The sequence below is a fragment of the Alteripontixanthobacter maritimus genome (genome assembly GCF_003340475.1).
Taxonomy (GTDB): Bacteria; Pseudomonadota; Alphaproteobacteria; order Sphingomonadales; family Sphingomonadaceae; genus Alteripontixanthobacter; species Alteripontixanthobacter maritimus.
Genome location: NZ_QBKA01000002.1, coordinates 1321490 through 1342132, shown reverse-complemented (window position 1 = coordinate 1342132; position 20643 = coordinate 1321490). Strand labels below are relative to the sequence as shown.

16 protein-coding genes are annotated in these 20643 nt (G+C 60.7%); 11 read left to right on the top strand and 5 right to left on the bottom strand.

Features of this window, described 5'->3' with window-relative positions:
• Positions 1 to 7: 7 nt before the first annotated feature.
• Positions 8 to 1336, bottom strand: coding sequence for an FAD-dependent oxidoreductase (locus tag HME9302_RS06635; protein ID WP_115367541.1), 1329 nt, complete (start codon positions 1334 to 1336; stop codon positions 8 to 10).
• Positions 1337 to 1486: 150 nt separating this feature from the next.
• Here HME9302_RS06635 and HME9302_RS06630 point away from each other — a divergent pair, with 150 nt between their 5' ends.
• The 5 genes from HME9302_RS06630 to HME9302_RS06610 all read left to right on the top strand — a co-directional run bounded on the left by HME9302_RS06630 (position 1487) and on the right by HME9302_RS06610 (position 9361).
• Positions 1487 to 4330 carry an EAL domain-containing protein gene (locus HME9302_RS06630; protein ID WP_230079901.1) on the top strand — a complete coding sequence of 948 codons (2844 nt, stop codon included), beginning with the start codon at positions 1487 to 1489 and terminating at the stop codon, positions 4328 to 4330.
• 84 nt (positions 4331 to 4414) lie between these two features.
• Positions 4415 to 6232 carry a translation elongation factor 4 gene (lepA, locus tag HME9302_RS06625; protein WP_115366368.1) on the top strand — a complete coding sequence of 606 codons (1818 nt, stop codon included), beginning with the start codon at positions 4415 to 4417 and terminating at the stop codon, positions 6230 to 6232.
• Between the two features lie 126 nt (positions 6233 to 6358).
• Complete coding sequence (gene dcm / locus HME9302_RS06620) at positions 6359 to 7585, top strand: DNA (cytosine-5-)-methyltransferase (RefSeq protein ID WP_115366367.1); 1227 nt, start codon at positions 6359 to 6361, stop codon at positions 7583 to 7585.
• Between the two features lie 3 nt (positions 7586 to 7588).
• The gene (locus HME9302_RS06615) at positions 7589 to 8041 is read left to right on the top strand and encodes a very short patch repair endonuclease (protein WP_115366366.1); all 453 of its coding nucleotides are present in this window, start codon (positions 7589 to 7591) and stop codon (positions 8039 to 8041) included.
• Positions 8042 to 9361 carry an MvaI/BcnI family restriction endonuclease gene (locus HME9302_RS06610; RefSeq protein WP_115366365.1) on the top strand — a complete coding sequence of 440 codons (1320 nt, stop codon included), beginning with the start codon at positions 8042 to 8044 and terminating at the stop codon, positions 9359 to 9361.
• Between the two features lie 2 nt (positions 9362 to 9363).
• On the opposite strand, the gene HME9302_RS06605 is transcribed toward HME9302_RS06610, so the two are convergent.
• A complete protein-coding gene (locus HME9302_RS06605; RefSeq protein WP_115366364.1) occupies positions 9364 to 10233 on the bottom strand; it encodes a hypothetical protein in 870 nt (289 codons plus the stop codon).
• Positions 10234 to 10442: 209 nt separating this feature from the next.
• Here HME9302_RS06605 and HME9302_RS06600 point away from each other — a divergent pair, with 209 nt between their 5' ends.
• From HME9302_RS06600 to ligA, 6 genes are all read left to right on the top strand, one after another.
• Positions 10443 to 11351: a hypothetical protein gene (locus HME9302_RS06600; protein WP_147270780.1), complete on the top strand. Its 909-nt coding sequence runs from the start codon at positions 10443 to 10445 to the stop codon at positions 11349 to 11351.
• Complete coding sequence (locus tag HME9302_RS06595) at positions 11341 to 12111, top strand: 7TM domain-containing protein (protein WP_115366362.1); 771 nt, start codon at positions 11341 to 11343, stop codon at positions 12109 to 12111. The genes HME9302_RS06600 and HME9302_RS06595 overlap by 11 nt, the downstream gene beginning before the upstream one ends.
• Positions 12112 to 12139: 28 nt before the next feature.
• A complete protein-coding gene (locus HME9302_RS06590; protein ID WP_115366361.1) occupies positions 12140 to 13099 on the top strand; it encodes a sugar-transfer associated ATP-grasp domain-containing protein in 960 nt (319 codons plus the stop codon).
• A 317-nt stretch (positions 13100 to 13416) separates the two neighbouring features.
• Positions 13417 to 14211, top strand: a complete 795-nt coding sequence (locus HME9302_RS06585; RefSeq protein WP_115367539.1) for an outer membrane protein assembly factor BamD — start codon at positions 13417 to 13419, stop codon at positions 14209 to 14211.
• Positions 14212 to 14325: 114 nt separating this feature from the next.
• Positions 14326 to 15990: a DNA repair protein RecN gene (gene recN / locus HME9302_RS06580; RefSeq protein ID WP_115366360.1), complete on the top strand. Its 1665-nt coding sequence runs from the start codon at positions 14326 to 14328 to the stop codon at positions 15988 to 15990.
• A gap of 148 nt (positions 15991 to 16138) precedes the next feature.
• A complete protein-coding gene (gene ligA, locus HME9302_RS06575; protein ID WP_115367538.1) occupies positions 16139 to 18157 on the top strand; it encodes an NAD-dependent DNA ligase LigA in 2019 nt (672 codons plus the stop codon).
• A 3-nt stretch (positions 18158 to 18160) separates the two neighbouring features.
• On the opposite strand, the gene HME9302_RS06570 is transcribed toward ligA, so the two are convergent.
• From HME9302_RS06570 to HME9302_RS06560, 3 genes are read right to left on the bottom strand one after another with little or no spacing between them, the layout of a single operon-like run.
• Positions 18161 to 18967 carry a sterol desaturase family protein gene (locus HME9302_RS06570; protein ID WP_115366359.1) on the bottom strand — a complete coding sequence of 269 codons (807 nt, stop codon included), beginning with the start codon at positions 18965 to 18967 and terminating at the stop codon, positions 18161 to 18163.
• Positions 18968 to 19023: 56 nt separating this feature from the next.
• On the bottom strand, positions 19024 to 19941 hold the full coding sequence (locus HME9302_RS06565; protein ID WP_115366358.1) for a 50S ribosomal protein L11 methyltransferase: 918 nt from the start codon (positions 19939 to 19941) through the stop codon (positions 19024 to 19026).
• On the bottom strand, positions 19931 to 20641 hold the full coding sequence (locus HME9302_RS06560; protein ID WP_115366357.1) for an SDR family NAD(P)-dependent oxidoreductase: 711 nt from the start codon (positions 20639 to 20641) through the stop codon (positions 19931 to 19933). The genes HME9302_RS06565 and HME9302_RS06560 overlap by 11 nt, the downstream gene beginning before the upstream one ends.
• Positions 20642 to 20643 lie beyond the last annotated feature (2 nt).

Here is a 20643-nt window from a genome sequence, read left to right as displayed (position 1 = left end):
CGCAGCCTCAATCTCCGCGCGCTGCAATCATGCTTTCGATATCGACGAACTTCTCACGCGGCGCCCCGTCGCGTGCTGCCGCGGCCTCGGCTTCTTCGATCTTCTTCCAATCCTGGAACGTGACGAGCTCCAACTCGCGGTCCTTGGCTAACGCGTCGAGCCCATCGCGTCCGGAGCGTTTGCTGCGGCCAACCAGCCCGGAGGCGATATCCTCAACGATAAGGTCAACCAGCGCATACCCATCGGGGCGGTTTGTGCCGATGGTTCCCGTAGGCCCACGGCGTGCCCAGCCTACGCAGTACAGGCCGGGCAGGATGCGGCCCGTATCGTTTGCAAACCGTCCCATGCGTTCGTCGAACGGGACCCCGGGGATCGGAGAAGTACGGTATCCAATGCAGGTGACAACAAGATCGGCCGGGACGACATAGGTTTCGCCCGTCCCGACTGCGCGCCCTTCTATGACCTGTGTTCGTTCGACTTCGACGCCGGACACGACCTTACGACCATGGTCTCCGCGAAAGGCGACCGGGCTGGCGAACATATCGAATTCGATGGCAATGGGCTTTTCTGCACGGATATGATGCGGGGCAGCAGCGTAATCGCGCAGAAGGGTTACCGATTTACGCAGTCCCGGCTCCAGCATGGCATCGTCGCCTTCGTCCGGGAAGTCGTCCGGGTCCACATACGGCACCGCTCGTTCCAGCTGGCCTAGTTCGGCCAATTCCTTTGGCGTCATCGATATCTGATGCGGTCCGCGCCGGCCAATTATGGTGATCGTTTCAACCTTGCTCGCAATCAGGGCACGCAATGCGTGATCGACAATATCCGCGCCATCGAACTCGGCTTGAGTCTTGGCCAGAATACGCGCCACATCCAGTGCGACATTGCCCATTCCGATTACGGCGGCATGCCGTCCCGAAAGGTCAGGGTCGAGATCAGCAAATTGTGGGTGCCCGTTATACCATCCGACAAACGCCGCACTGCCAAAAACGTTACCGAGATCTTCCCCGGCCAGGCCGAGCATCCGGTCGTTCGGCGCGCCGGTAGCCAGCACCACGACATCGTACAGATCGCGCAATTCGTCGATCTGCAAATCACGGCCCAGTGTCAGATTGCCGACAAAGCGCACATTCGGCGTCAGCGCGGTCTTTTCATACCTTCGCGCTACGCCCTTGATAGACTGGTGATCGGGAGCCACCCCGGTTCGTATCAATCCATATGGTACGGGAAGGCTGTCGATAACGTCGATGCGGACGTCATCGCCCCAAGCCTTCTGCGCTGCCTCCGCCGTGTAATATCCTGCCGGACCCGATCCGACGATGGCGATATGACGCATGGAAATCTCTCCGAACGAACGCTCCGGCATTAACCAGCATGGCCCTGCCAGTGCCGCGAGGCAAGCCTGCGAGAAAATTGATTGGCCCATAAGGCAAAACCAGCGGTTTTCTTAACCTTTCCAAAAGGGGCATTCCGCCATAGAGCCGTGATGCGAACGGCGATCAATCGGGCAGACGGAGAAAATCCGTCTGCGGCTAATGGAATAGCCAAGCCGGATAGCGGTGCTTACGGATCAGACGCGCTTGGGCAGCCGGATCAAGAGGCGGCGCCACCGGCTACATCGACGTCGGGTTTCACCAACATCACGTCCGATAATCTGGCGGATGACCATTCCGGTCCGCCATTGGAAACAGACGAACGTCGGGGAGCGGCACCGGATCACGAAAAACGCAATCTGGTGAAGCGTGTTCACGCGACCGCTGGCGGCAATGCGGCCAGAACCGACGCCGCGTCCGACGAAAAACAGTATTTCATGCCGCAGGGCTGGGGCTTGATGGGCTTGTTCATGCTCGTAGCCGTAGTCCTTGCTGGGCTTGTGGCCTTGACGATGCCGTCATCGACAGTCTTGATATCTGGTGCTGGTGCGGTCGCACTGGCGGGACTGGGTCGGTATTCCCAGAAATTGGAGCGGCGCGAAGGTGCGCCTTTTCTGCTGCGCATATTCCTAATGGTCCTTTCCGTACCGATGCCGATGTTCCTGTTCGGGCTGACGATGGCGCTCTGGGCACTTGCTGGCAACGTAAACTGGTATTGGGCGGTCGGGTCGATCGTTGCGTTGAACATTGCCGGTACTACGCTGCTGAAAGACCGTCTCGTATCGTCATTTTGTCTTTCCGTTGCCGCTTGGAGCGGCTTGGTTGTGGTGGACGGCACGGGCGAGGCCTTTACTGCACTGGCGGCAGGCTCGCTCGTCCTGCTAGTCATTACGCGATACCAGCGCCGCAAGGGCATAGTTATCCTTAAAGAGGAGGAGGCGCGGGAACGCATTCGTAATCGCGCCGAGGATATTCTCAGGGATTACGAGGAAACCGGGCAGGGCTGGTTCTGGGAGTCTGACCGTCGTGGTCGAATTACGTATCTTACGACCGGCGTTGCGCAGACAATTGGGCAAGAGAAAAGCGCGCTGATCGGCCGCCCTTTCGGCGAGCTATTTGATCTGGGTGACATCAACCGTGAGAGTGAGCGTACGCTGACATTCCAGCTTTCCGCCCGCAGCGCATTCAAGGAGCTGGCCGTACGCGCAGCCTCCAGCGCGGAAGAGCGCTGGTGGTCGGTGAGTGGACGGCCGATTTATGACAATTTCGGCAATTTCGTTGGTTTCCGCGGCTCGGGTACGGACCTGACCGAAAAACGACGCAGCCAGCAGAATGAAAGCCGGTTGGCCCATTTCGACTCCCTGACGGGTCTCGCTAACCGCTTCCAGATGTCGCAGACGATGGAGAAGATCCTGTCGGCACCGCAGGAAATGCACCGCGAATGTAGCGTGATGCTGCTCGATCTGGACCGGTTCAAACACGTCAATGATACGCTTGGCCATCCCGCAGGCGACGCGCTGCTCAAGCAGGTGGCGCAGCGATTGAACCGCACGGTCGGAAAGGCCGGACGCGTCGGCCGCATCGGCGGTGACGAATTCCAGGTCATTCTTGCTGGCCGCGCCGACCGAACCCAATTGGCCCAGTTGAGCAAGGACGTTATCCATTCCCTGTCGCAACCTTATTCCATCGATGGTCAGCGGGTAGTCATTGGCGCTTCTGTCGGCATTGCGGTATCGCCTGATAACGGCGTCTCCGATGAAGCATTGATCCGCAATGCCGACCTTGCGCTTTATGCCGCAAAGGATGGTGGGCGTGGTAGACATCACTTTTACGCCGACGATCTGCATTCAGCTGCGGAAGAGCGTACCAAGCTGGAAAACGACCTGCGCGATGCCATCGCGGCGGGCGATCTAGAGCTGTATTATCAGCCTCAGGTGAATACGAAGACCGAACAGATATCTGGTTTCGAAGCTTTGGTTCGCTGGAAGCACGCGACACAAGGCTGGTTGTCACCCGAAAAATTCATACCGGTTGCCGAAGATACCGGGCTTATCACGGCCTTGGGGGAATGGGCCATCCGCACGGCCTGTCACGATCTTGCAAGATGGCCTGACAACTTGCGCTGCGCAGTCAATGTTTCGCCGCTGCAATTTGCAAATCCCAACCTGCCGACAGTGGTGACCAACGCCATCGCGCAAGCCGGTATCGCACCCGGCAGGCTTGAGCTGGAAATTACCGAAAGCGTGTTCCTGAACGATAGCGACAATACCGACGCGATGTTCGCCTCGCTTAAGCGGATCGGGGTGCGACTCGCCCTGGATGATTTCGGTACCGGCTATTCTTCACTCGGATATTTGAAGACCGCCCCCTTCGACAAGATCAAGATCGACAAGAGTTTCATCAGCGGTGCGACCGAACCTGGCAATCGCAATGGCGCGATTATAGCGGCGATTACAAGTCTGGCCGAAGCGCTGGATATGGATACGACTGCCGAAGGCGTGGAAACACTGGATGAGTTGGAACTCGTCAACTCTTTGGGTTGCAGCCATGTGCAGGGCTACATCTATGCAAGGCCGCTTTCTGCGCAGGCAACCCTCACCCGCATAGGTGAAGGGCTGGATGCGCACGCGGTGGGTCCCAAATCGCACCGCGCCCCGCGATACACTACTCTCCGAAAGGTATCGGTGGAGCACGAAGGTACGTCTTACCAAGGCACCATTCGTAACATCTCGGTGACCGGTGCAAGGATCGAAGGTTTGTGGAACGTACCGGAAGGTACTCGCTTCACGATAGCACTGTCGAGCGCGGACGTTATTACTTGCATAGCCCGGTGGAGCAAGAACGAAAAGATGGGGGTGGAGTTCGATCATCCGCTGGAACTGGCGAACAACGGAACCATCGTCGCGCTCGATATCGGGGAGACCAATGCGAAACCGGTAATGCGCCGATCGGCATGATCGGAAGGCCTTTTGTCGCCCCGTATGACGATACCCATGCAAAGTGGCTGACAGTCCGGGAAGGCCGCGCTATCTGCGGGGGTGATGACTGAACTTTCCCATATTCGCAATTTTTCGATTATCGCCCACATCGATCACGGCAAAAGCACCCTGGCCGACCGGCTGATCCAGTTCACCGGCGGTCTGACCGCGCGCGAGATGTCCGAGCAAGTGCTTGATAACATGGACATCGAGAAGGAGCGCGGCATCACCATCAAGGCCCAGACCGTGCGCCTTTCCTACACCGCCAAGGATGGCGAGACCTACCAGCTCAACCTGATGGACACGCCCGGCCATGTCGACTTCGCCTACGAGGTCAGCCGCTCCCTCGCCGCGTGCGAGGGCGCGCTGCTGGTGGTCGACGCGGCGCAGGGGGTGGAGGCGCAGACGCTCGCCAATGTCTACCAGTCCATCGAACACGACCACGAGATCGTGCCGGTCATCAACAAGATCGACCTGCCCGCCGCCGAACCCGAAATGGTCCGCACCGAAATCGAGGACATCATCGGGATCGACGCGTCGGAAGCCGTGCTCGCATCCGCCAAATCCGGCATCGGGATCGAGGATATCCTGGAAGCCGTCGTCGCCAAGATCCCCCCGCCCAAGGGCGACCGCGACGCCCCGCTCAAGGCCATGCTCGTCGACAGCTGGTACGATCCCTATCTGGGCGTGGTCATCCTCGTCCGGGTGATTGCCGGCACGCTGAAGAAAGGCCTCAACGTCAAGTTCATGGCCGGCGGCACCGAACATCTGGTGGACCGCGTCGGCTATATGAGCCCCAAGATCACCCAGGTGGCCGAGCTGGCCGCGGGCGAAATCGGCTTCATCACCGCGCAGATCAAGGAAGTGGCCCAGGCCAAGGTCGGCGACACCATCACCACGGTGAAAAACGGCGCGGCAGAGGCGCTGCCCGGTTTCAAGGAAGTGCAGCCGGTGGTGTTCTGCGGCATGTTCCCGGTGGACGCGGCGGATTTCGACAAGCTGCGCGACAGCATCGGGAAACTGCGCCTCAACGACGCCAGCTTCAGCTTCGAAACCGAAAGCAGCGCGGCGCTGGGCTTCGGCTTCCGCTGCGGGTTCCTCGGCCTCCTCCATCTGGAGATCATCCAGGAACGGCTGACCCGCGAATACGACATGGACCTCATCACCACCGCGCCATCGGTGGTCTACCGGATCCAGCTCAACAAATCGCGGACCGACCCGGCGGAGGAGATCATGCTCCACAACCCCGCCGATTACCCCGATCCCAGCCGCATCGAACAGATCGACGAACCGTGGATCAAGGCGACCATCTACACGCCCGACGAATATCTCGGCTCCATCCTGAAACTATGCCAGGACCGGCGCGGCGTCCAGCTCGACCTGACTTACGTGGGCGGCCGCGCGCAGGTGACTTACGAGCTACCCCTTAACGAGGTGGTGTTCGACTTTTACGACCGGCTGAAATCCATCAGCCGCGGCTATGCCAGCTTCGATTACGAACAGATCGGCCTGCGCCCCGGCGACCTCGTCAAGATGAGCATCCTTGTGAACGGCGACCCGGTGGACGCGCTCAGCATGATCGTCCACCGCGAAGTGGCCGAGGCCCGCGGCCGCGGCATGTGCGAACGCCTGAAAGACCTCATCCCGCGCCATCTGTTCAAGATCCCGGTACAGGCCGCAATCGGAGGCAAGGTCATCGCCCGCGAAACCATCGCCGCCATGCGCAAGGACGTGACCGCCAAATGCTACGGCGGAGACATCAGCCGCAAGAAAAAGCTGCTGGAAAAGCAGAAAAAGGGCAAGGCCAAGATGCGCGAGTATGGGAATGTGAGCATCCCGCAGGAGGCGTTCATCGCGGCGCTGCGGATGGGGGAGGAGTAGCGGATAAACTGTGGAGAGATACATCCATTTTGGAACATAAAACGAACAAAATGCTTTCATCGGCCGTTTTTTGAGGCTATCTGGGTAGATCAGTGACGCCCTGTCATAATTCGTCCCAGAGGTGATATGCTCAACGAACTAGCTACTCTCCGAGTACGTGCTCAGCTTTCTATAGAGGACTTGGCTCTTCTGACTGGATATAGTGTCAGGCAAGTGCAGCGTTGGGAGGCTGGTGACACCAAGCCAAGAGACGCGGCAATCGCACTGCTGCATTCGATGGCTGGTTTTGCGCCAGAGTCCAAAAAGACGCGATTTAATTTCATTGATTTGTTCGCAGGTATTGGCGGCATCCGGAAAGGATTCGACGCCATCGGCGGTCACTGTGTCTTCACGTCTGAGTGGAATAAATTTGCGCAGCAAACTTATGCGGCGAATTTCCCAGACAATCATCTTCCCTACGGTGATATCACGACAATCAACGCTGAGGACGTGCCAGACCACGATGTTCTCCTAGCGGGGTTTCCCTGTCAGCCATTCTCGATTGCCGGTGTTTCGAAGAAAAAATCTTTAGGCCGTAAGCATGGTTTTTTAGACGAAACACAGGGAACGCTATTTTTCGATGTAGCTCGCATTATCAAGGCTAAACAACCTGCAGCATTTTTACTGGAAAATGTCAAAAATCTTGTGGGGCATGATAAGGGTCGTACTTTCGAGATTATTTTGAAGGTTTTACGAGAAGAGCTCAAATACAAAGTTTGGCACAAAGTTATCGATGCGCAACATTTCGTACCTCAGCATCGGCAAAGGATCGTGATTATAGGGTTCAAAGAAGATGTGCCTTTTAGCTGGGAGAAGTTAGATCTTCCAGAAAAGGGTAGACTGCGATTGAACAGTATACTTCATCCAGAGGATTGTTCTGAGAAGCCAGAGAGTCATTACACGATTGGACCGGAAGCGAATGTCAATACGAAATATACCTTAACCGATAGGCTATGGCAGTACTTGCAAGATTACGCAGCAAAACACAAAGCTGCGGGAAATGGATTTGGATTTGGATTAGTCACTCCAAGCGACGTTGCAAGAACGCTGTCCGCTCGTTACTATAAGGATGGTTCTGAAATTCTTGTTGAACAGGGAGGTGGCAGAAATCCCCGTCGTTTGACGCCTCGCGAGTGCGCACGATTGATGGGATATGGCGATGAATTCCGGATTCCCGTGTCAGATACTCAAGCCTACAAACAATTCGGCAATTCGGTGGCGGTCCCGGTGTTTGAAGCCGTTGCACGAGTGATGCAGCCGCATATTGAATCGCTGACAACTGCCAAGGGGGATCTAGAGCGAGAAGCGGCATAGAAATTGACTGACGTACATAACTCAGCAACTCGAAGCCGCAACATGGCTGCGATCAGAGGCGCGGATACCAAGCCAGAGATTCTTGTTCGTAAAGCATTGCACTCACTCGGATTTCGCTATCGTATTCACGTGAGGGAGTTGCCGGGTAAACCGGATTTGGTCTTGCCTCGGTATCGGGCAGTCATCTTCGTACATGGTTGCTTTTGGCACCGACACGACTGCCATTTGTTCAAATGGCCTGCGACAAGGCCGGAGTTTTGGCAGCAGAAGCTGGATCGGAACGTGGCAAATGACGATCGAGCGCAATTGGTGCTCCGAGGAATTGATTGGCGTGTTGCAACAGTGTGGGAATGCGCACTCAGGGGTCGTACGAAAAGGAATTTTGATCAGGCTATACAGGAGCTTGCCCACTGGATAAGATCAGAAGAGAAGGTGCTTGAGATCAAGGGGCTATAGTTGTTTGCTTCACTCGAAGATGTGCTCGCGAAAATGCGCGAGAATGGTGCGGCTCGCATCTATGCCAAAGAGCTTGCTCCGAATGACAATTCCAAGAATCAAGTTTACCTAGGTGGCGACTTTTCGGCGCTGAATGTCTTACCTCACGGCGACATTTACACCGATGAAACCGACCTAGCCGGTTCAGTCCGCGATAGAGCGAAGGCAGAAATTGAATTTTATTGGATTGACCATGACGGGAAGCATCTCGCACCAAATGCCGGATTGATTCTCTACCCGAAGTATCCCGAAGTGCGAATGTCCGGTTTTTTACTAGGCTGCAACGCAGCCCCTTCGCCAATCATGCGGGTCCGTGAAACCGGGCGCGTTCTGATCTTGGGCGTAACTCCAAGCGGAAAGATTTTAGGCTACGCCGCTGGAAAAGGCGACGTTGTTGCTGAACAAGTGCTTAGTGGCGATTGGCCAACGATCGGAATATTTCTCGAACTGCCCCTTTGGTTGGATAGCACTCAAAGTTCTCGTGCAATCTTATTGAGTGAACTGCGGCGAATATGGGAAATGCACTGGATTGCATCTCAAAAGCTCGGGGGAGATGGTTTTAAGAAGCCTTATTCTGCCCGGAACGGCGGTGGCTACACGCTCGAGGCGGAACTCGGTGTAGCCCCTAATAGTTACGCGGAGCCAGACTTCAGGGGGTGGGAGATTAAGCAGTATAGCGTGCGCGATTTCGAGAAATTTGCGCCTAAATCGCCAGTCACACTTATGACTCCTGAGCCCAATGGCGGGATCTATCGAACAGAAGGCGTGCAGGAATTTATTAGACGCTTTGGCTATCCAGATCGATCGGGAAAGCCGGATCGGATGAATTTCGGCGGACGATATGATTGTCGACGGGGCGCTCATCCCCTCACAGGTCTAAGGATGTCGCTAAATGGCTACGACCAAAGTTCAGGGACGATCTCGGATTTGGATGGTGGATTGGAGCTGGTTGATGCGCAGGAGCAGGTTGCAGCGTCGTGGACGTTCAAAGGCCTGATGAAGCACTGGAACCGCAAGCACGCGCAGGCTGCCTATGTACCTTCCCTATTTCAAACCCCGCCGCCCCAATATCGCTATGGTCCGCTGATCTCACTGTGTGAGCAAACGGACTTTCTCTTATTCCTGAAAGCGTTTGCTTCTGGTCGCGTCTACTACGATCCAGCTGTAAAAATTGAGGCGGCTTCAACAGCATCTCCGAAAATTAAGCGGCGCAGTCAGTTTCGTGTGGCACATATGGAGTTGCCGGCGCTCTATAAATTATACGAGCGCATCCAGTTCTAAGGCTACCACCGATCATCCTTCAACCGCCTGACGCTGTCGTGCTCCTCCGGTTCGGGGGGTTGCCACTTGCTCCAGCCGGGTGGGGGTAGGCTCAGCGTTTCGTCGTCCTCCTCGCTGTTGGCGTCGCCAGCATTCTCCCCGGCGTTGCCTTCGATGTTAAATGGGTGTTCGGGGTCGTGTTGCCATTGGTAGCCGGCGGCCTCGTCCTCGGCCTCGCACGCCTTGAACGCGTCCCAGGCGGCGCGGGTGCGGGGGCTCATGGCGGCGAGCCAGTGGGTGTGTTGGGCTTTCAACTTCGCGGCAATGTCCTCCAGGATGGCGTCGTCGTCCTTGCTGTCCAGCTTTTCCTGCGCGGCGCGTTGCTGTGCCTCCCATTCGGCGCGCCACTTCTTCTTCAGGCGCTTCTGGTCCATCTTGCCGATGGCGTTGAGAGCTTTGGGCTTGCCTTCCGCGAACCGCTCCGGCGCGCGGTTCCTCAGCATGAACATCAGCAATCGGTCGTTCACCACGGTGCGTTTGCCGACCAGCTGGCCGTAGGAGTACACCGGCACCTCCACCCCGTTGAGGGCGCGGTCCATGGCGACGTCCTCGATTTTTTGCACGCCGAGGTCGATGGCGGTCTGCCACGCCTTGCGGAAGCTTTCCGCGCCGGGCTGGCGGCGCAGATAATACGCGCCGACGGTGGTCATATCCACGGCCTTGCACGCGGCGTTGACGCTGCCGGTGTCGGCCAGCGCCTCGATGAATGCGTGCTGGCGCTCGACCGTCCAGCCATCGTGGCGGTGGCACTTGCGCGGGACGGGGGTGAAATCGGGCAGCTCCCCGCGCGGGACGATGCTGCGGGTGGTGCGGGGATCGGTGCGGCGGGTCATCAGCGGGCGCTCGGCTTTGGGAAGGGGGTGCGCGGTGTGGCAGGCCGGGGCGGAGTAGGAAAACGGTTTCGCTGGTGGTGTGGGCAGTGGGGGGAGGGTGGCCAAAAGCCGCCGCCTGCTGTATCGGCTAGGTTCGAGGACCTTCCTGCCCAAAGGCCGGGTCGAGCGTCCTCCCCCTTGGTCGCACCAGTCACGAAACGAGAATCTGCATGTCCAATCTGCGCCTACGCTCAGGCAGAGCGTCCGTCTTGCTGGCGGCCATGCTGGTGGGCGCGCCGCTGTTTGCGCAGGACGACGGCTGGACGCTCGACGCCGAACTCGACGCGGGCGTGCGGGTGACGGCGGCGGAAAACGCGGTGCGCGACGATGACGATACGGTGGATGACGACGCGATCTCGTTCAGCCTTTCGCCGCAGGTAACCGCCACCAACGGCCCCGTCGAAGTGGCGCTGCGCCACCGGGTGCGGCGGATCGAATATTTCGATGACGACCGCGAGGATCTGTGGCGCAACCTGCTGGGTGCCGAAGTGACGTACACGACCGATCCGATGGGCGCGGTGAGCGTCTTTGCGGAGCGCGGCTGGAACGTCTCCACCGCCGAATTCCCTCGCGCCGACCAATGGGAAGCCGGAGCCGAGATCGAGCGCAGATTTGGCGCAGCGCACCGCGTGCGGGTAGGCGGCAGCTGGCGCGAACGCAGCTATGACGATCTGGCCGGCTCCGAAGGCAGTGGTCCACGGTTGGACGCACAGTACCGCTACCGCTTCGCCGCAAACCATTATCTGTATGTCGCGGGCCGCGTGGAGGAGATCGATTCCGACGCCGAGCGCCGCGAAATGAACCGCTGGCTGCTGTCGGCCAGCTATCAGCGACCGTTGGCGAGGGATCTGCGCATCCGCCCGCAGCTCACCTACCGCGAGCTCGACTTTCCCGGCCGCATCGTGCCGGACGGCGCATCGCGCGAAGACACCATCCTGATACCCGAAGTGACCCTGTTATACAGTCCGGGCGACTGGCTGTTCTCCGGCGAGCTGAGGTACAACATTCGCAGTTCCAACGATCCTGAACGCGGCGAAGACGGCTTCCGCATATCGGTCAACGCATCCCATGAGTTCTGATACCGACCTCCGCCGGGCGCGGGTGCGCCGCCGGTTGCCCTACATCGCGGCCACCGTGCTGCTGTTCGTTTTCCTGCTGCTTGCGTATTTCGTGATCGATGACGGACAATCGACCAGCCTCACCCGAAGCCTGCGCGAAGGGATGGGCGATCCGCGCAAGCAATGGGGGTTCGAACCGTTCTACCTGCTGATGGCGCTGCCACTGGGCGCCACGATCGTGGTGTCCTTCCGCATGGCGCTGGGCGTGCAGACATTCGGCCTGTTCACTCCGATGCTGCTGTCGCTGTCCTATCTGCAAACAGGGCCGATCCTCGGGCCGGTCATCTCGACGGGTGCGATCCTGATCGGGATGATGATCGCGCCCGTCCTGCGCAAGCTGGACGTATCGCGAGTGGCCTTCCTAGGCGTGCTTATCGCAATCGTCGTCACCGTGTTGGGCAGCATATCGGGCTGGCTGGGCGATCGGCTGTTCGTAACCGCCTTCCCGGTGGTCGTCACCGCGCTGGTGGTGGAGCGCTGGTGGGTCACCTGGGAGGCCGAGGGGCTGCGCAAGGCGTTGAAGGCAACTTATGCGACGCTGGGCGTGGCGCTGCTGATCGCCTGGGTCATCGCGACGGACTGGCTCGGTGTGGTGGTGGAGGCTGCGCCGCCGCTGGTGCCTGCCCTGTCCGGCGTGGCGATGCTGCTGCTGGGAAAATACAAGGGGCTGCGCCTGCTGGAAGCGGTGCGTTTCGCACCGGTGCGGGAGGCCCGCGATTAGTATCCTCGGCCTGAACAGCGTGCTGGGAATGAACCGGCGCAACTGGCTGATCGCACAGAATAATCCGCGCGATTCTATCCATGGCGTGAACGACAAATTCGCAACCAAGCGCCGCTTGGCCGCGCATGGCGTGCCGGTTCCCGATACGCTCGCGTTGCTGGACGACCGTGAAGCCTTGGGCCGGCTTGCCTGGGACGAACTGCCGGATGCCTGGGCCGTTAAGCCCAATCACGGGCGCCGCGGCGAAGGCATCGTGCTCGCGGTCGAACGCCGCGACGATGGCTGGCTGCGCGCGAGCGGATGCGCGATTACCATCGCCGGATTACGGGCGCACGCATCCCACATACTCGACGGCGAGTTCTCGCTCGACGGGGCGCATTCGGACGCAGTCATCATCGAACCGCTGATCCGTGCGCATAGTGCGGTTGCGCGGCTCGTCCCCTATGGCCTGCCGGATATCCGTGTCATCTGTTTCGGACCGGTCCCGCTGATGGCGATGGTGAGGTTGCCGACCTTGCGTTCGGACGGGAAAGCAAATTTGCACCAGGGCGCGATCGGCGCGGCGGTGGATTTCGGGACCGGACGCATTTTCCGGGCAGTGCTGGACGGGCTGGCTATCGAAACCCACCCCGACACCGGGGCGCAGCTGCTCGGCTTCGGATTGCCGCACTGGCGCGAAACGGTAGTTGCCGCGTCGCGCTGCGGCGCGGCGCTGGGGCTTGGCTATGTCGGGGTGGACCTGGTGCTGGACGATACCGATGGGGTGATGGTGCTGGAATGCAACGCGCACCCGGGATTGGAGATACAGAATATCAACGCACGCGGACTGCGTACGCGCGTGGAACATGCGCAGCGTTTTCTCCGGTCACCGGACCGCAAGGCGCCAAGGGTAGGCCTGTTGAGCGCCAATCCGACCCGTCCGGGAGCCGCTGAAGCCATTCGCCAGATTGGCGAGCCGTCGGCGCCTTTCCAGCTCAAGCGCGCGTGAAACCCAGGCGTCTATAGCCACGATTGCTGCCCCACCCGTGCGAACAGCCCGCACGCGTTGGCAGTTTGCGTATTCTGGACCGGTAACAGTTCCACCAACTTCTCGAACTTCGGTACTCCGCCGATCGATTATGCCAAGCCCGGCGTTTCGATCCGCTCCACCTCAACCGGGAGGCACTTGGGATACGATCAACGAACAGGGCCATTTCCGTTGTACCGTATCGCGATCACGTCGTCTGCATACGTTACCTTTGGCTGCCCCTTACTTTCCCACCCTTTCACTTGGCGTTCAGCAGCGGCGGGGTTATAGCGCATGTCATGCAGACAAAACGCCTCAAGCCGGCTCTGGCCGCGACTGCCGCACTTGCCACTCTCGTCACCGGGGGCTGCGCCTCCGGCGCGGGCGGGCAGAAAGAACTGGCCTATGTCGCGCGCGACGTGGAATCGCTTTACGCCGAGGCGAAGCGCAGGCTGGATGCTGGCAACGCGCCAGTGGCCGCCGCCCTGTTCGACGAGGTGGAGCGTCAGCATCCTTACTCCCCATGGGCCCGCCGCGCACAGCTGATGAGCGCGTTCAGCTATTACGTGGCTGCGGATTACAACAAATCGGTGCAGAGCAGCCGCCGATTCCTGTCGATCCACCCCGGCAACAAGGACGCGCCTTACGCCTATTACCTGATCGCATTGTCCTATTACGAACAGATCAGCGACATCCATCGCGACCAGAAAATCACCGAACAGGCGCAGACGGCCTTGCGCGAAGTGGTCCGCCGCTATCCGCAGACGCAATATGCGAGCGATGCCAGCCTCAAGCTAGACCTGGTGCAGGACCATCTGGCGGGCAAGGAGATGGAAATCGGCCGGTTCTACGGTCGCAGCGGCAAATGGCTCGCCGCGCAGCTTCGTTTCCAAAACGTGGTCGAGAAATACCAGACCACCAGCCATGCGCCCGAAGCTCTATATCGCCTTACGGAAAGCAGCCTGGCGCTGGGCATCCCGGAAGAAGCGGTGAAATATTCCGCTGTGCTGGGCGCGAACTATCCCGGTAGCGAGTGGTACGAAAAGGCTTACGAGCTGATCGAAGACCACGCAGCCGGCGTGCAGGCAACCTGATCCGCCTTATGTCCCGGGTGCCTCTCGGCCACCGGCTTAACAAACTCCTTGTAGATAGCGCGCCGCTTGGGCGGTGACGCCGCGCATTGGCTGGTATAGGGTGGGTCGCAGACCATGCTGACCCGCCTTTCCATCCGTAATATCGTGCTTATCGAGGCGCTCGATCTGGATTTCGGGCGCGGGCTCGGTGTGCTGACGGGCGAGACCGGGGCGGGCAAGTCAATCCTGCTGGATGCGCTGGGCCTCGTGATGGGCAACCGCGCCGATAGCGGGCTGGTGCGTGCGGGCGCCGACAAGGCGAGCGCGACAGCCAGCTTCGAATTCGCCGCCATGCCGCCTGCCTTGGCCGAGGCGCTGGACGATGCCGAAATCGAGCTGGAGCCGGGCGAACCGCTGATCGTGCGCCGCCAGCTGAAGGCGGATGGCGGCAGCAAGGCGTTCGTCAACGATCAGCCCGTTGGTGCGGCCTTGCTGCGCGTGCTGGCGGCGTCGCTGGTCGAACTGCATGGACAGCATGATGATCGCGGCCTTGTGAACCCGCGTGGCCATCGCGCTCTGCTCGACCGGTATGCCGGGGCCGACGTGGCGAAAGTTGGCGCTGCGTGGCGAGCGTGGCGGGAGGCCGAAGATCGGCTCGCTGCTGTCCGGGGCGAAGTGGAACAGGCCGCGCTCGATCAGGATTTGCTGCTCGCGCACCTTGCCGAACTGACGACGCTGGAACCGCAGGCGGGCGAGGAAGCACGCCTCGCCGAAACGCGCGCCGCGATGCAGAAGGGCGAGCGGTTATCCGGCGATCTGGAGGAACTGCGCCACATCTGGGAAGGCTCCGACAGTCCGCTCGCCGCCCTGCGCGTGGCCGCGCGAAGGCTCGACCGAATTGCAGGCGAGCACACTACGCTGATGGAAGCACTGGCCGCGCTCGACCGGGCGGTGATCGAGGCGGGCGAGGCGGAGGATAAATTGCAGGCCGCAGCCGAAGCGCTGCAACACGACCCGCAAGCTCTGGATGCCGCCGAAACCCGGTTGTTCGAGCTTCGCGCGCTCGCCCGCAAACACCGGGTGGAAGTGGACGAGCTGCCCGCCACCATGCGCCAAATGCGCGAACAGCTGGACGCGATCGAGGGCGGCGAAGCGCAGCTCGACGCGCTGGAACTTGCCGCGAAGGAGGCCGGTGAAACCTACCGCAAACACGCCGCCGCCTTGCACGATGCGCGGGTCAAAGCTGCGGCAAAGCTGGACAGGGCGGTCGCGCAGGAACTCGCGCCGCTGAAACTGGATGCTGCGCGGTTCCAGACTGCCGTCACCGAATTACCGGAAGAAAAATGGGCTGCATCGGGCATGGACGGGGTGGAATTCCTGATTTCGACCAACCCCGGTGCGCCGTTCGCACCGCTCGGCAAGATTGCCAGCGGCGGCGAGCTGTCGCGCTTCATCCTGGCGCTGAAAGTCGCGCTGGCGGAACAGGGCGGGGCGGCCACGGTGATCTTCGACGAGATCGACCGCGGGGTCGGCGGCGCGGTGGCGAGCGCCATCGGGGACCGCTTGGCGCGGCTGGCCGATGGCGGCCAATTGCTCGCCGTAACCCACAGCCCGCAAGTCGCCGCGCGTGGCGGCACGCATTACATGATCGCCAAATCGAGCAAGGGCACGGTGACAAAAACCTCCGTCGCGTTGTTGAATGCCGGCGGAAGGCAGGAAGAAATCGCACGAATGCTGTCAGGCGCAGAAGTTACGCCCGAGGCAAGGGCGCAGGCGGACAGGTTGCTGGAGGGGGTGTGATGGTTGTCTCAAGCCAGAGCATCGCCCCGTTCCCTTCCTCTGGAAGGAAGCACGGGCGGGAAGATGCCCCTTTCTTTTCAGGGGAAGGGGTTAAGAACGGTGGAAGCCTTTGACCGATCTCTCCGAAGCCGATGCGGCGAACGAACTGATGCGGCTCGCGAAGCAGATTGCGCGGCACGACCGGCTCTATCACGCCGAGGATTCGCCCGAGATTACCGATCAGGAATACGACGCGCTGGTGCGGCGCAATGCGGAGCTGGAGGCGGCGTTTCCGCAGCTGGTCCGGCCTGACAGTCCGAATGCCAAGGTCGGCCACGAAATTGCTGCTTCGCCATTGTCCAAGGTGCCGCACGCACAGCGCATGATGAGCCTCGACAATGCGTTCGCCGATGAGGAAGTGGCGGAATTCGTGGCGCGGGTGCGGCGGTTCCTGGCGCTGGGCGAGGATGCTCCGCTGGCGTTCACTGCAGAGGACAAGATCGACGGGCTATCGCTTTCGCTACGCTATGAGGGCGGTGCGCTGGTCATGGCGGCGACACGCGGGGATGGGCGGGTTGGCGAAAACGTCACCGCGAATGTGGCGCATATTGCCGATATTCCACAAGCTATCGAAGGCGCGCCGGATGTCTTCGAAGTGCGCGGCGAGGTGTATATGGAGCGCGCCGCGTTTGCCGAACTGAATGCGGCGCAGGAGGCGGCGGGCGACAAGCTGTTCGCCAATCCGCGCAATGCGGCGGCCGGGTCGTTGCGGCAGAAGGATGCCCGCATTACTGCCAAACGCCCGCTGAGGTTCTGGGCACATGGCTGGGGCGAAGTAAGCGATTTGCCGGGTAACACGCAGGAAGCGGTCGTGCGGCAATTGGCGGATTGGGGCTTCCCGGTTTCGCCACAGTTCAAACGCGCCGAAACGCTCGACCAGATGCTGGCAGCGTATGAGGCGATCAACGCTGCGCGGCCTGACCTACCTTATGAAATCGACGGGGTGGTCTACAAGGTTGACCGGCTGGATTACCAGCAGCGGCTGGGCTTTGTGGCCAAGGCACCGCGCTGGGCCATCGCGCGCAAGTTCCCCGCCGAACAGGCGCAGACGACGCTGGAAAGCATCGATATCCAGGTCGGGCGGACGGGCAAGCTGACACCGGTCGGGCGGCTCGCCCCGGTGCTGGTCGGCGGAGTGACGGTGACCAATGTCACGCTGCATAATCGGGACGAAATCGAGCGGCTCGGCGTGCGGCCCGGCGACCGCATTCTGGTGCAGCGTGCGGGAGATGTCATTCCGCAGGTGGTTGAAAATCTGACCCGCGACGAGAAGCGCAAACCCTATGCATTCCCGGATCATTGCCCCGAATGCGGCAGCGAGGCGGTGGCGGAGGAAGGCGAGGTCGATGTGCGCTGCACCGGCGGGCTGATCTGCCCGGCGCAACGGACCGAGCGGCTGAAGCACTTCGTCAGCCGCGGCGCGCTCGATATCGATGGGTTGGGCGAGAAAACCATTGACCAGTTCTTTGCGCTTGGATGGTTGGAAAGCCCGGCGGATATCTTCCGTTTGCGGAAGAAACGGGAGGATATTCTTGCGCTCGACGGATGGAAGGAAAAGTCTGTCGATAACCTGTTGGCTTCTGTGGAAAACCGCCGTCAGCCCGATGCGGCACGGCTGCTGTTCGGCTTGGGCATTAGGCACATCGGCGCGGTGACGGCGCGCGATTTGCTGAAACACTTCCACACGCTTCCGAACTTGCGCAAGACTGCAGAAGCCGCCCGTGCCGGGGACGACAATGCGGCGACCGAGCTGACCGATATCGATGGCATCGGTCCCAGCGTGGTCGAGGCGCTGGGCGATTTTTTCCACGAACCGCACAATGTCGAAGTCTGGGAGGACCTGCTGCGCGAAGTCGACCCGCCGCGCTTCGAAGTTGAAACGCTGGACAGTCCCGTTGCGGGCAAGACCGTGGTATTTACCGGCAAGCTGGAAACCATGAGCCGCGACGAAGCCAAGGCGCAGGCAGAGCGGTTGGGGGCCAAGGCTTCCGGCAGCGTCAGCGCCAAAACCGATTTGCTGGTAGCGGGACCGGGAGCGGGGTCGAAGCTGAAAAAGGCTCAGGACCTCGGCATCGAAACGATGGACGAGGCGGGCTGGGCGGCGCTGGTCGCGGCGGCGAACGGCTGACGATCAGGCGGCAACGGCGTCGGGTGCGGCCTGTTTCGCCCGCGTGACACGGCGGAATTCTTCGTGGTAGCGTGGGTGTTCGGTCCCCATCCAGCGATCCCACCATGTGAAATACAGCCCGAAATTGTGGTTGCCGCTGCTGTGATGCAGATCGTGATGCGTGGTCGTGTTCCACCACTGCGTGAAGCGGTTCTCGGTCCAGCCGGCGGGATACAGTTCCACGCCGAGATGCCCGATCACGTTGCGGAAGATCATGTGCCAAAGGAACAGGAAAATCGCGAGGCCGGCATAGGCGATGCCGAGCTGGCTGGTCACGAGCAGGAACAGCGGCACGAACGCGGCCTCTGTCACGGCTTCCCAGCTGGAGAAGCTGTAGGCGGCCCATGGCGTAGGGGTGCGCGATTTGTGGTGGTGCAAATGCGTCGGCTTGAACAGGCGGCGATGGTGCAGCGCACGGTGCATCCAGTAGAAATACGCGTCATGCGCGATCACGATGACAACCGTTTGCCAGATGATTGTGAGAGCGGTGAAAGTCTCCAGCTTCAACGCGATCAGACCCGTCTCCCGCAGGCCCAGCACGGCCAGCGACATCAGTGCGAACACGAACACAGTCCGCAGCGAGGAAGCGATTTCGCGGGTGTAATCCTTGCGGACCGCGCGCCGTTTCTGGATCCGTTTGCGCGTGGCCCAGCCGCGAAACAGCAGCAGCGCGCCGGTCATCAGCCCGGCCGCAATCACATACCGGCTGAGGTCGAAATACATCACCGTCAGCATCCGGTCGCCGATAAAACTGAGGAATTCTTCGGACATCACAGCAGGCTAGCAGGCGTCGATGAACAAAATCAATCCGCACGGCTCGGTTAAGGTCAAAACCCGCGCCGTTTGCGTAGCCACAGGATCGACCAGTCGCCATTGACGATCCGCCCGGCCAACCGGAAACCGGCACGGCGATAGGACCGGCGCACTGCGGCTTCCTGCGTTTCGAGCAGGCCCGCTAGCAACAGGTTCCCGCCCGTTGTCACATTTTCGGCAAAATCCGGCGCCAGTTCGACCAGCGGCCCGGCCAGGATGTTGGCGATCAGCAGATCGTATGGCGCGCGCGCTTCGATCAGCGGGTGGTCCATCCCGGCCGCCACCACCATCATCGCCGCACCGCGCCCGTGACCGTTGGGCACACCGTTCTCCATTGCGTTGTAAGCCACCACCGGCCCGCAAACCTCGTCGATATCGCTGAGTGTCAATCGCGTCGCAGGCCACAAAGCGAGGGCTGCAAAACCGAGCAGGCCGGTGCCGGTGCCGATATCCGCAACATCGCGTGCCATCACTCCAGACCCGCGCATCGCCGCCAGCATTTCGAGGCAACCGGCAGTGGTTTCGTGCTGCCCGGTGCCGAACGCCTGGCTGGCGGGAATGGCAAAATTGACCACGCCCGGCTCGTCCAGAGGCCGATGCTCCGGCGTGTGGACGTGGAACGGGCCGGCGCGGATCGGTTCGACCCCTTGCTGGCTGGTGGTCACCCAGTCCTCATCCGGCAGCTTTTCGATCGTGAAGTCCGGAACTTCTACCCCGAACAGGCCCGCTACTACCTTGCGATCCATGGCATTCGGCTTGCGTGGTAGCCAGGCTTCCAGCTGCCAGTCGTCGGGCCGGTCCTTCGCCACCTCGCTGCCGGAAACCACGATGTCGGCGTCCCAGTCATCGATCGTATCATGCGCCAGCAGAGCCGTCTCGACCGCCGCCTTGGACGCGAACGCGGTCATTTTCCATGCGTTGTCAGCGGACATAGCTGGCTCCGTTCGCGTCGAGTGTCGCGCCGGTCATGCTGGGCGGGGCGTCCAGCGCGCACCATGCGATCATGGTGGCAATTTCTTCGGGTTGCGCCACGCGGCCCAGCGGTATGTCGGCCAGCAGCCCGTCTCCGCCGCGGCTTTCCAGATAATCCCCCGCCATCGCCGTGTCGGTGAAGCCGGGGCAGATCGCGTAGCTAAGGATATCCTCGGCAGCATAGGCACGCGCGATGGTCTTGTGCAGCGCCAGCATCCCGCCTTTTGCCGCTGCGTAATGCCAGTGTGCGGGCGAATCGCCGCGGTGGCCGGCGCGGCTGGCGACATGGACGATCCGGCCGGAAGCGCCGGTCTTTTGCCAGTACCGCACTGCATAGCGCGCCAGTTGCGCCGCAGCGGTCAGGTTGATGCGCAGCGTATCCTCCCACCCGTCGAGCCACGCGATGTCGCTCCCATCCAGCGGGTTGGCCGCGAACAGCCCGGCATTGTTGACCAGTACGTCGATCCGTCCATCGGCGCGGTCCAGCGCTTCTTCCCACAGCATTTGCGGGGCGGTCGGTTCGGTGAAGTCGGCGGGAATCGTGGCCGTGTCGGTGGCAGTGGTGGCCTGCCCGATCACCGTGGCCCCGCGCGTTTCCAGCGATGCGCGCGCCGCCGCGCCGATGCCGCGCGAACTGCCGGTCAGGAGTATATTGGTCATGC

What these genes read in the sequence shown, in the direction of transcription:
- HME9302_RS06635 (WP_115367541.1), bottom strand. Translation starts at nt 1,336, where the DNA reads ATGCGTCATATCGCCATCGTCGGATCGGGTCCGGCAGGATATTACACG.
- HME9302_RS06630 (WP_230079901.1), top strand. Translation starts at nt 1,487, where the DNA reads ATGCGAACGGCGATCAATCGGGCAGACGGAGAAAATCCGTCTGCGGCT.
- lepA (WP_115366368.1), top strand. Translation starts at nt 4,415, where the DNA reads ATGACTGAACTTTCCCATATTCGCAATTTTTCGATTATCGCCCACATC.
- dcm (WP_115366367.1), top strand. Translation starts at nt 6,359, where the DNA reads ATGCTCAACGAACTAGCTACTCTCCGAGTACGTGCTCAGCTTTCTATA.
- HME9302_RS06605 (WP_115366364.1), bottom strand. Translation starts at nt 10,233, where the DNA reads ATGACCCGCCGCACCGATCCCCGCACCACCCGCAGCATCGTCCCGCGC.
- HME9302_RS06600 (WP_147270780.1), top strand. Translation starts at nt 10,443, where the DNA reads ATGTCCAATCTGCGCCTACGCTCAGGCAGAGCGTCCGTCTTGCTGGCG.
- HME9302_RS06595 (WP_115366362.1), top strand. Translation starts at nt 11,341, where the DNA reads ATGAGTTCTGATACCGACCTCCGCCGGGCGCGGGTGCGCCGCCGGTTG.
- HME9302_RS06590 (WP_115366361.1), top strand. Translation starts at nt 12,140, where the DNA reads ATGAACCGGCGCAACTGGCTGATCGCACAGAATAATCCGCGCGATTCT.
- HME9302_RS06585 (WP_115367539.1), top strand. Translation starts at nt 13,417, where the DNA reads ATGCAGACAAAACGCCTCAAGCCGGCTCTGGCCGCGACTGCCGCACTT.
- recN (WP_115366360.1), top strand. Translation starts at nt 14,326, where the DNA reads ATGCTGACCCGCCTTTCCATCCGTAATATCGTGCTTATCGAGGCGCTC.
- ligA (WP_115367538.1), top strand. Translation starts at nt 16,139, where the DNA reads ATGCGGCTCGCGAAGCAGATTGCGCGGCACGACCGGCTCTATCACGCC.
- HME9302_RS06570 (WP_115366359.1), bottom strand. Translation starts at nt 18,967, where the DNA reads ATGTCCGAAGAATTCCTCAGTTTTATCGGCGACCGGATGCTGACGGTG.
- HME9302_RS06565 (WP_115366358.1), bottom strand. Translation starts at nt 19,941, where the DNA reads ATGTCCGCTGACAACGCATGGAAAATGACCGCGTTCGCGTCCAAGGCG.
- HME9302_RS06560 (WP_115366357.1), bottom strand. Translation starts at nt 20,641, where the DNA reads ATGACCAATATACTCCTGACCGGCAGTTCGCGCGGCATCGGCGCGGCG.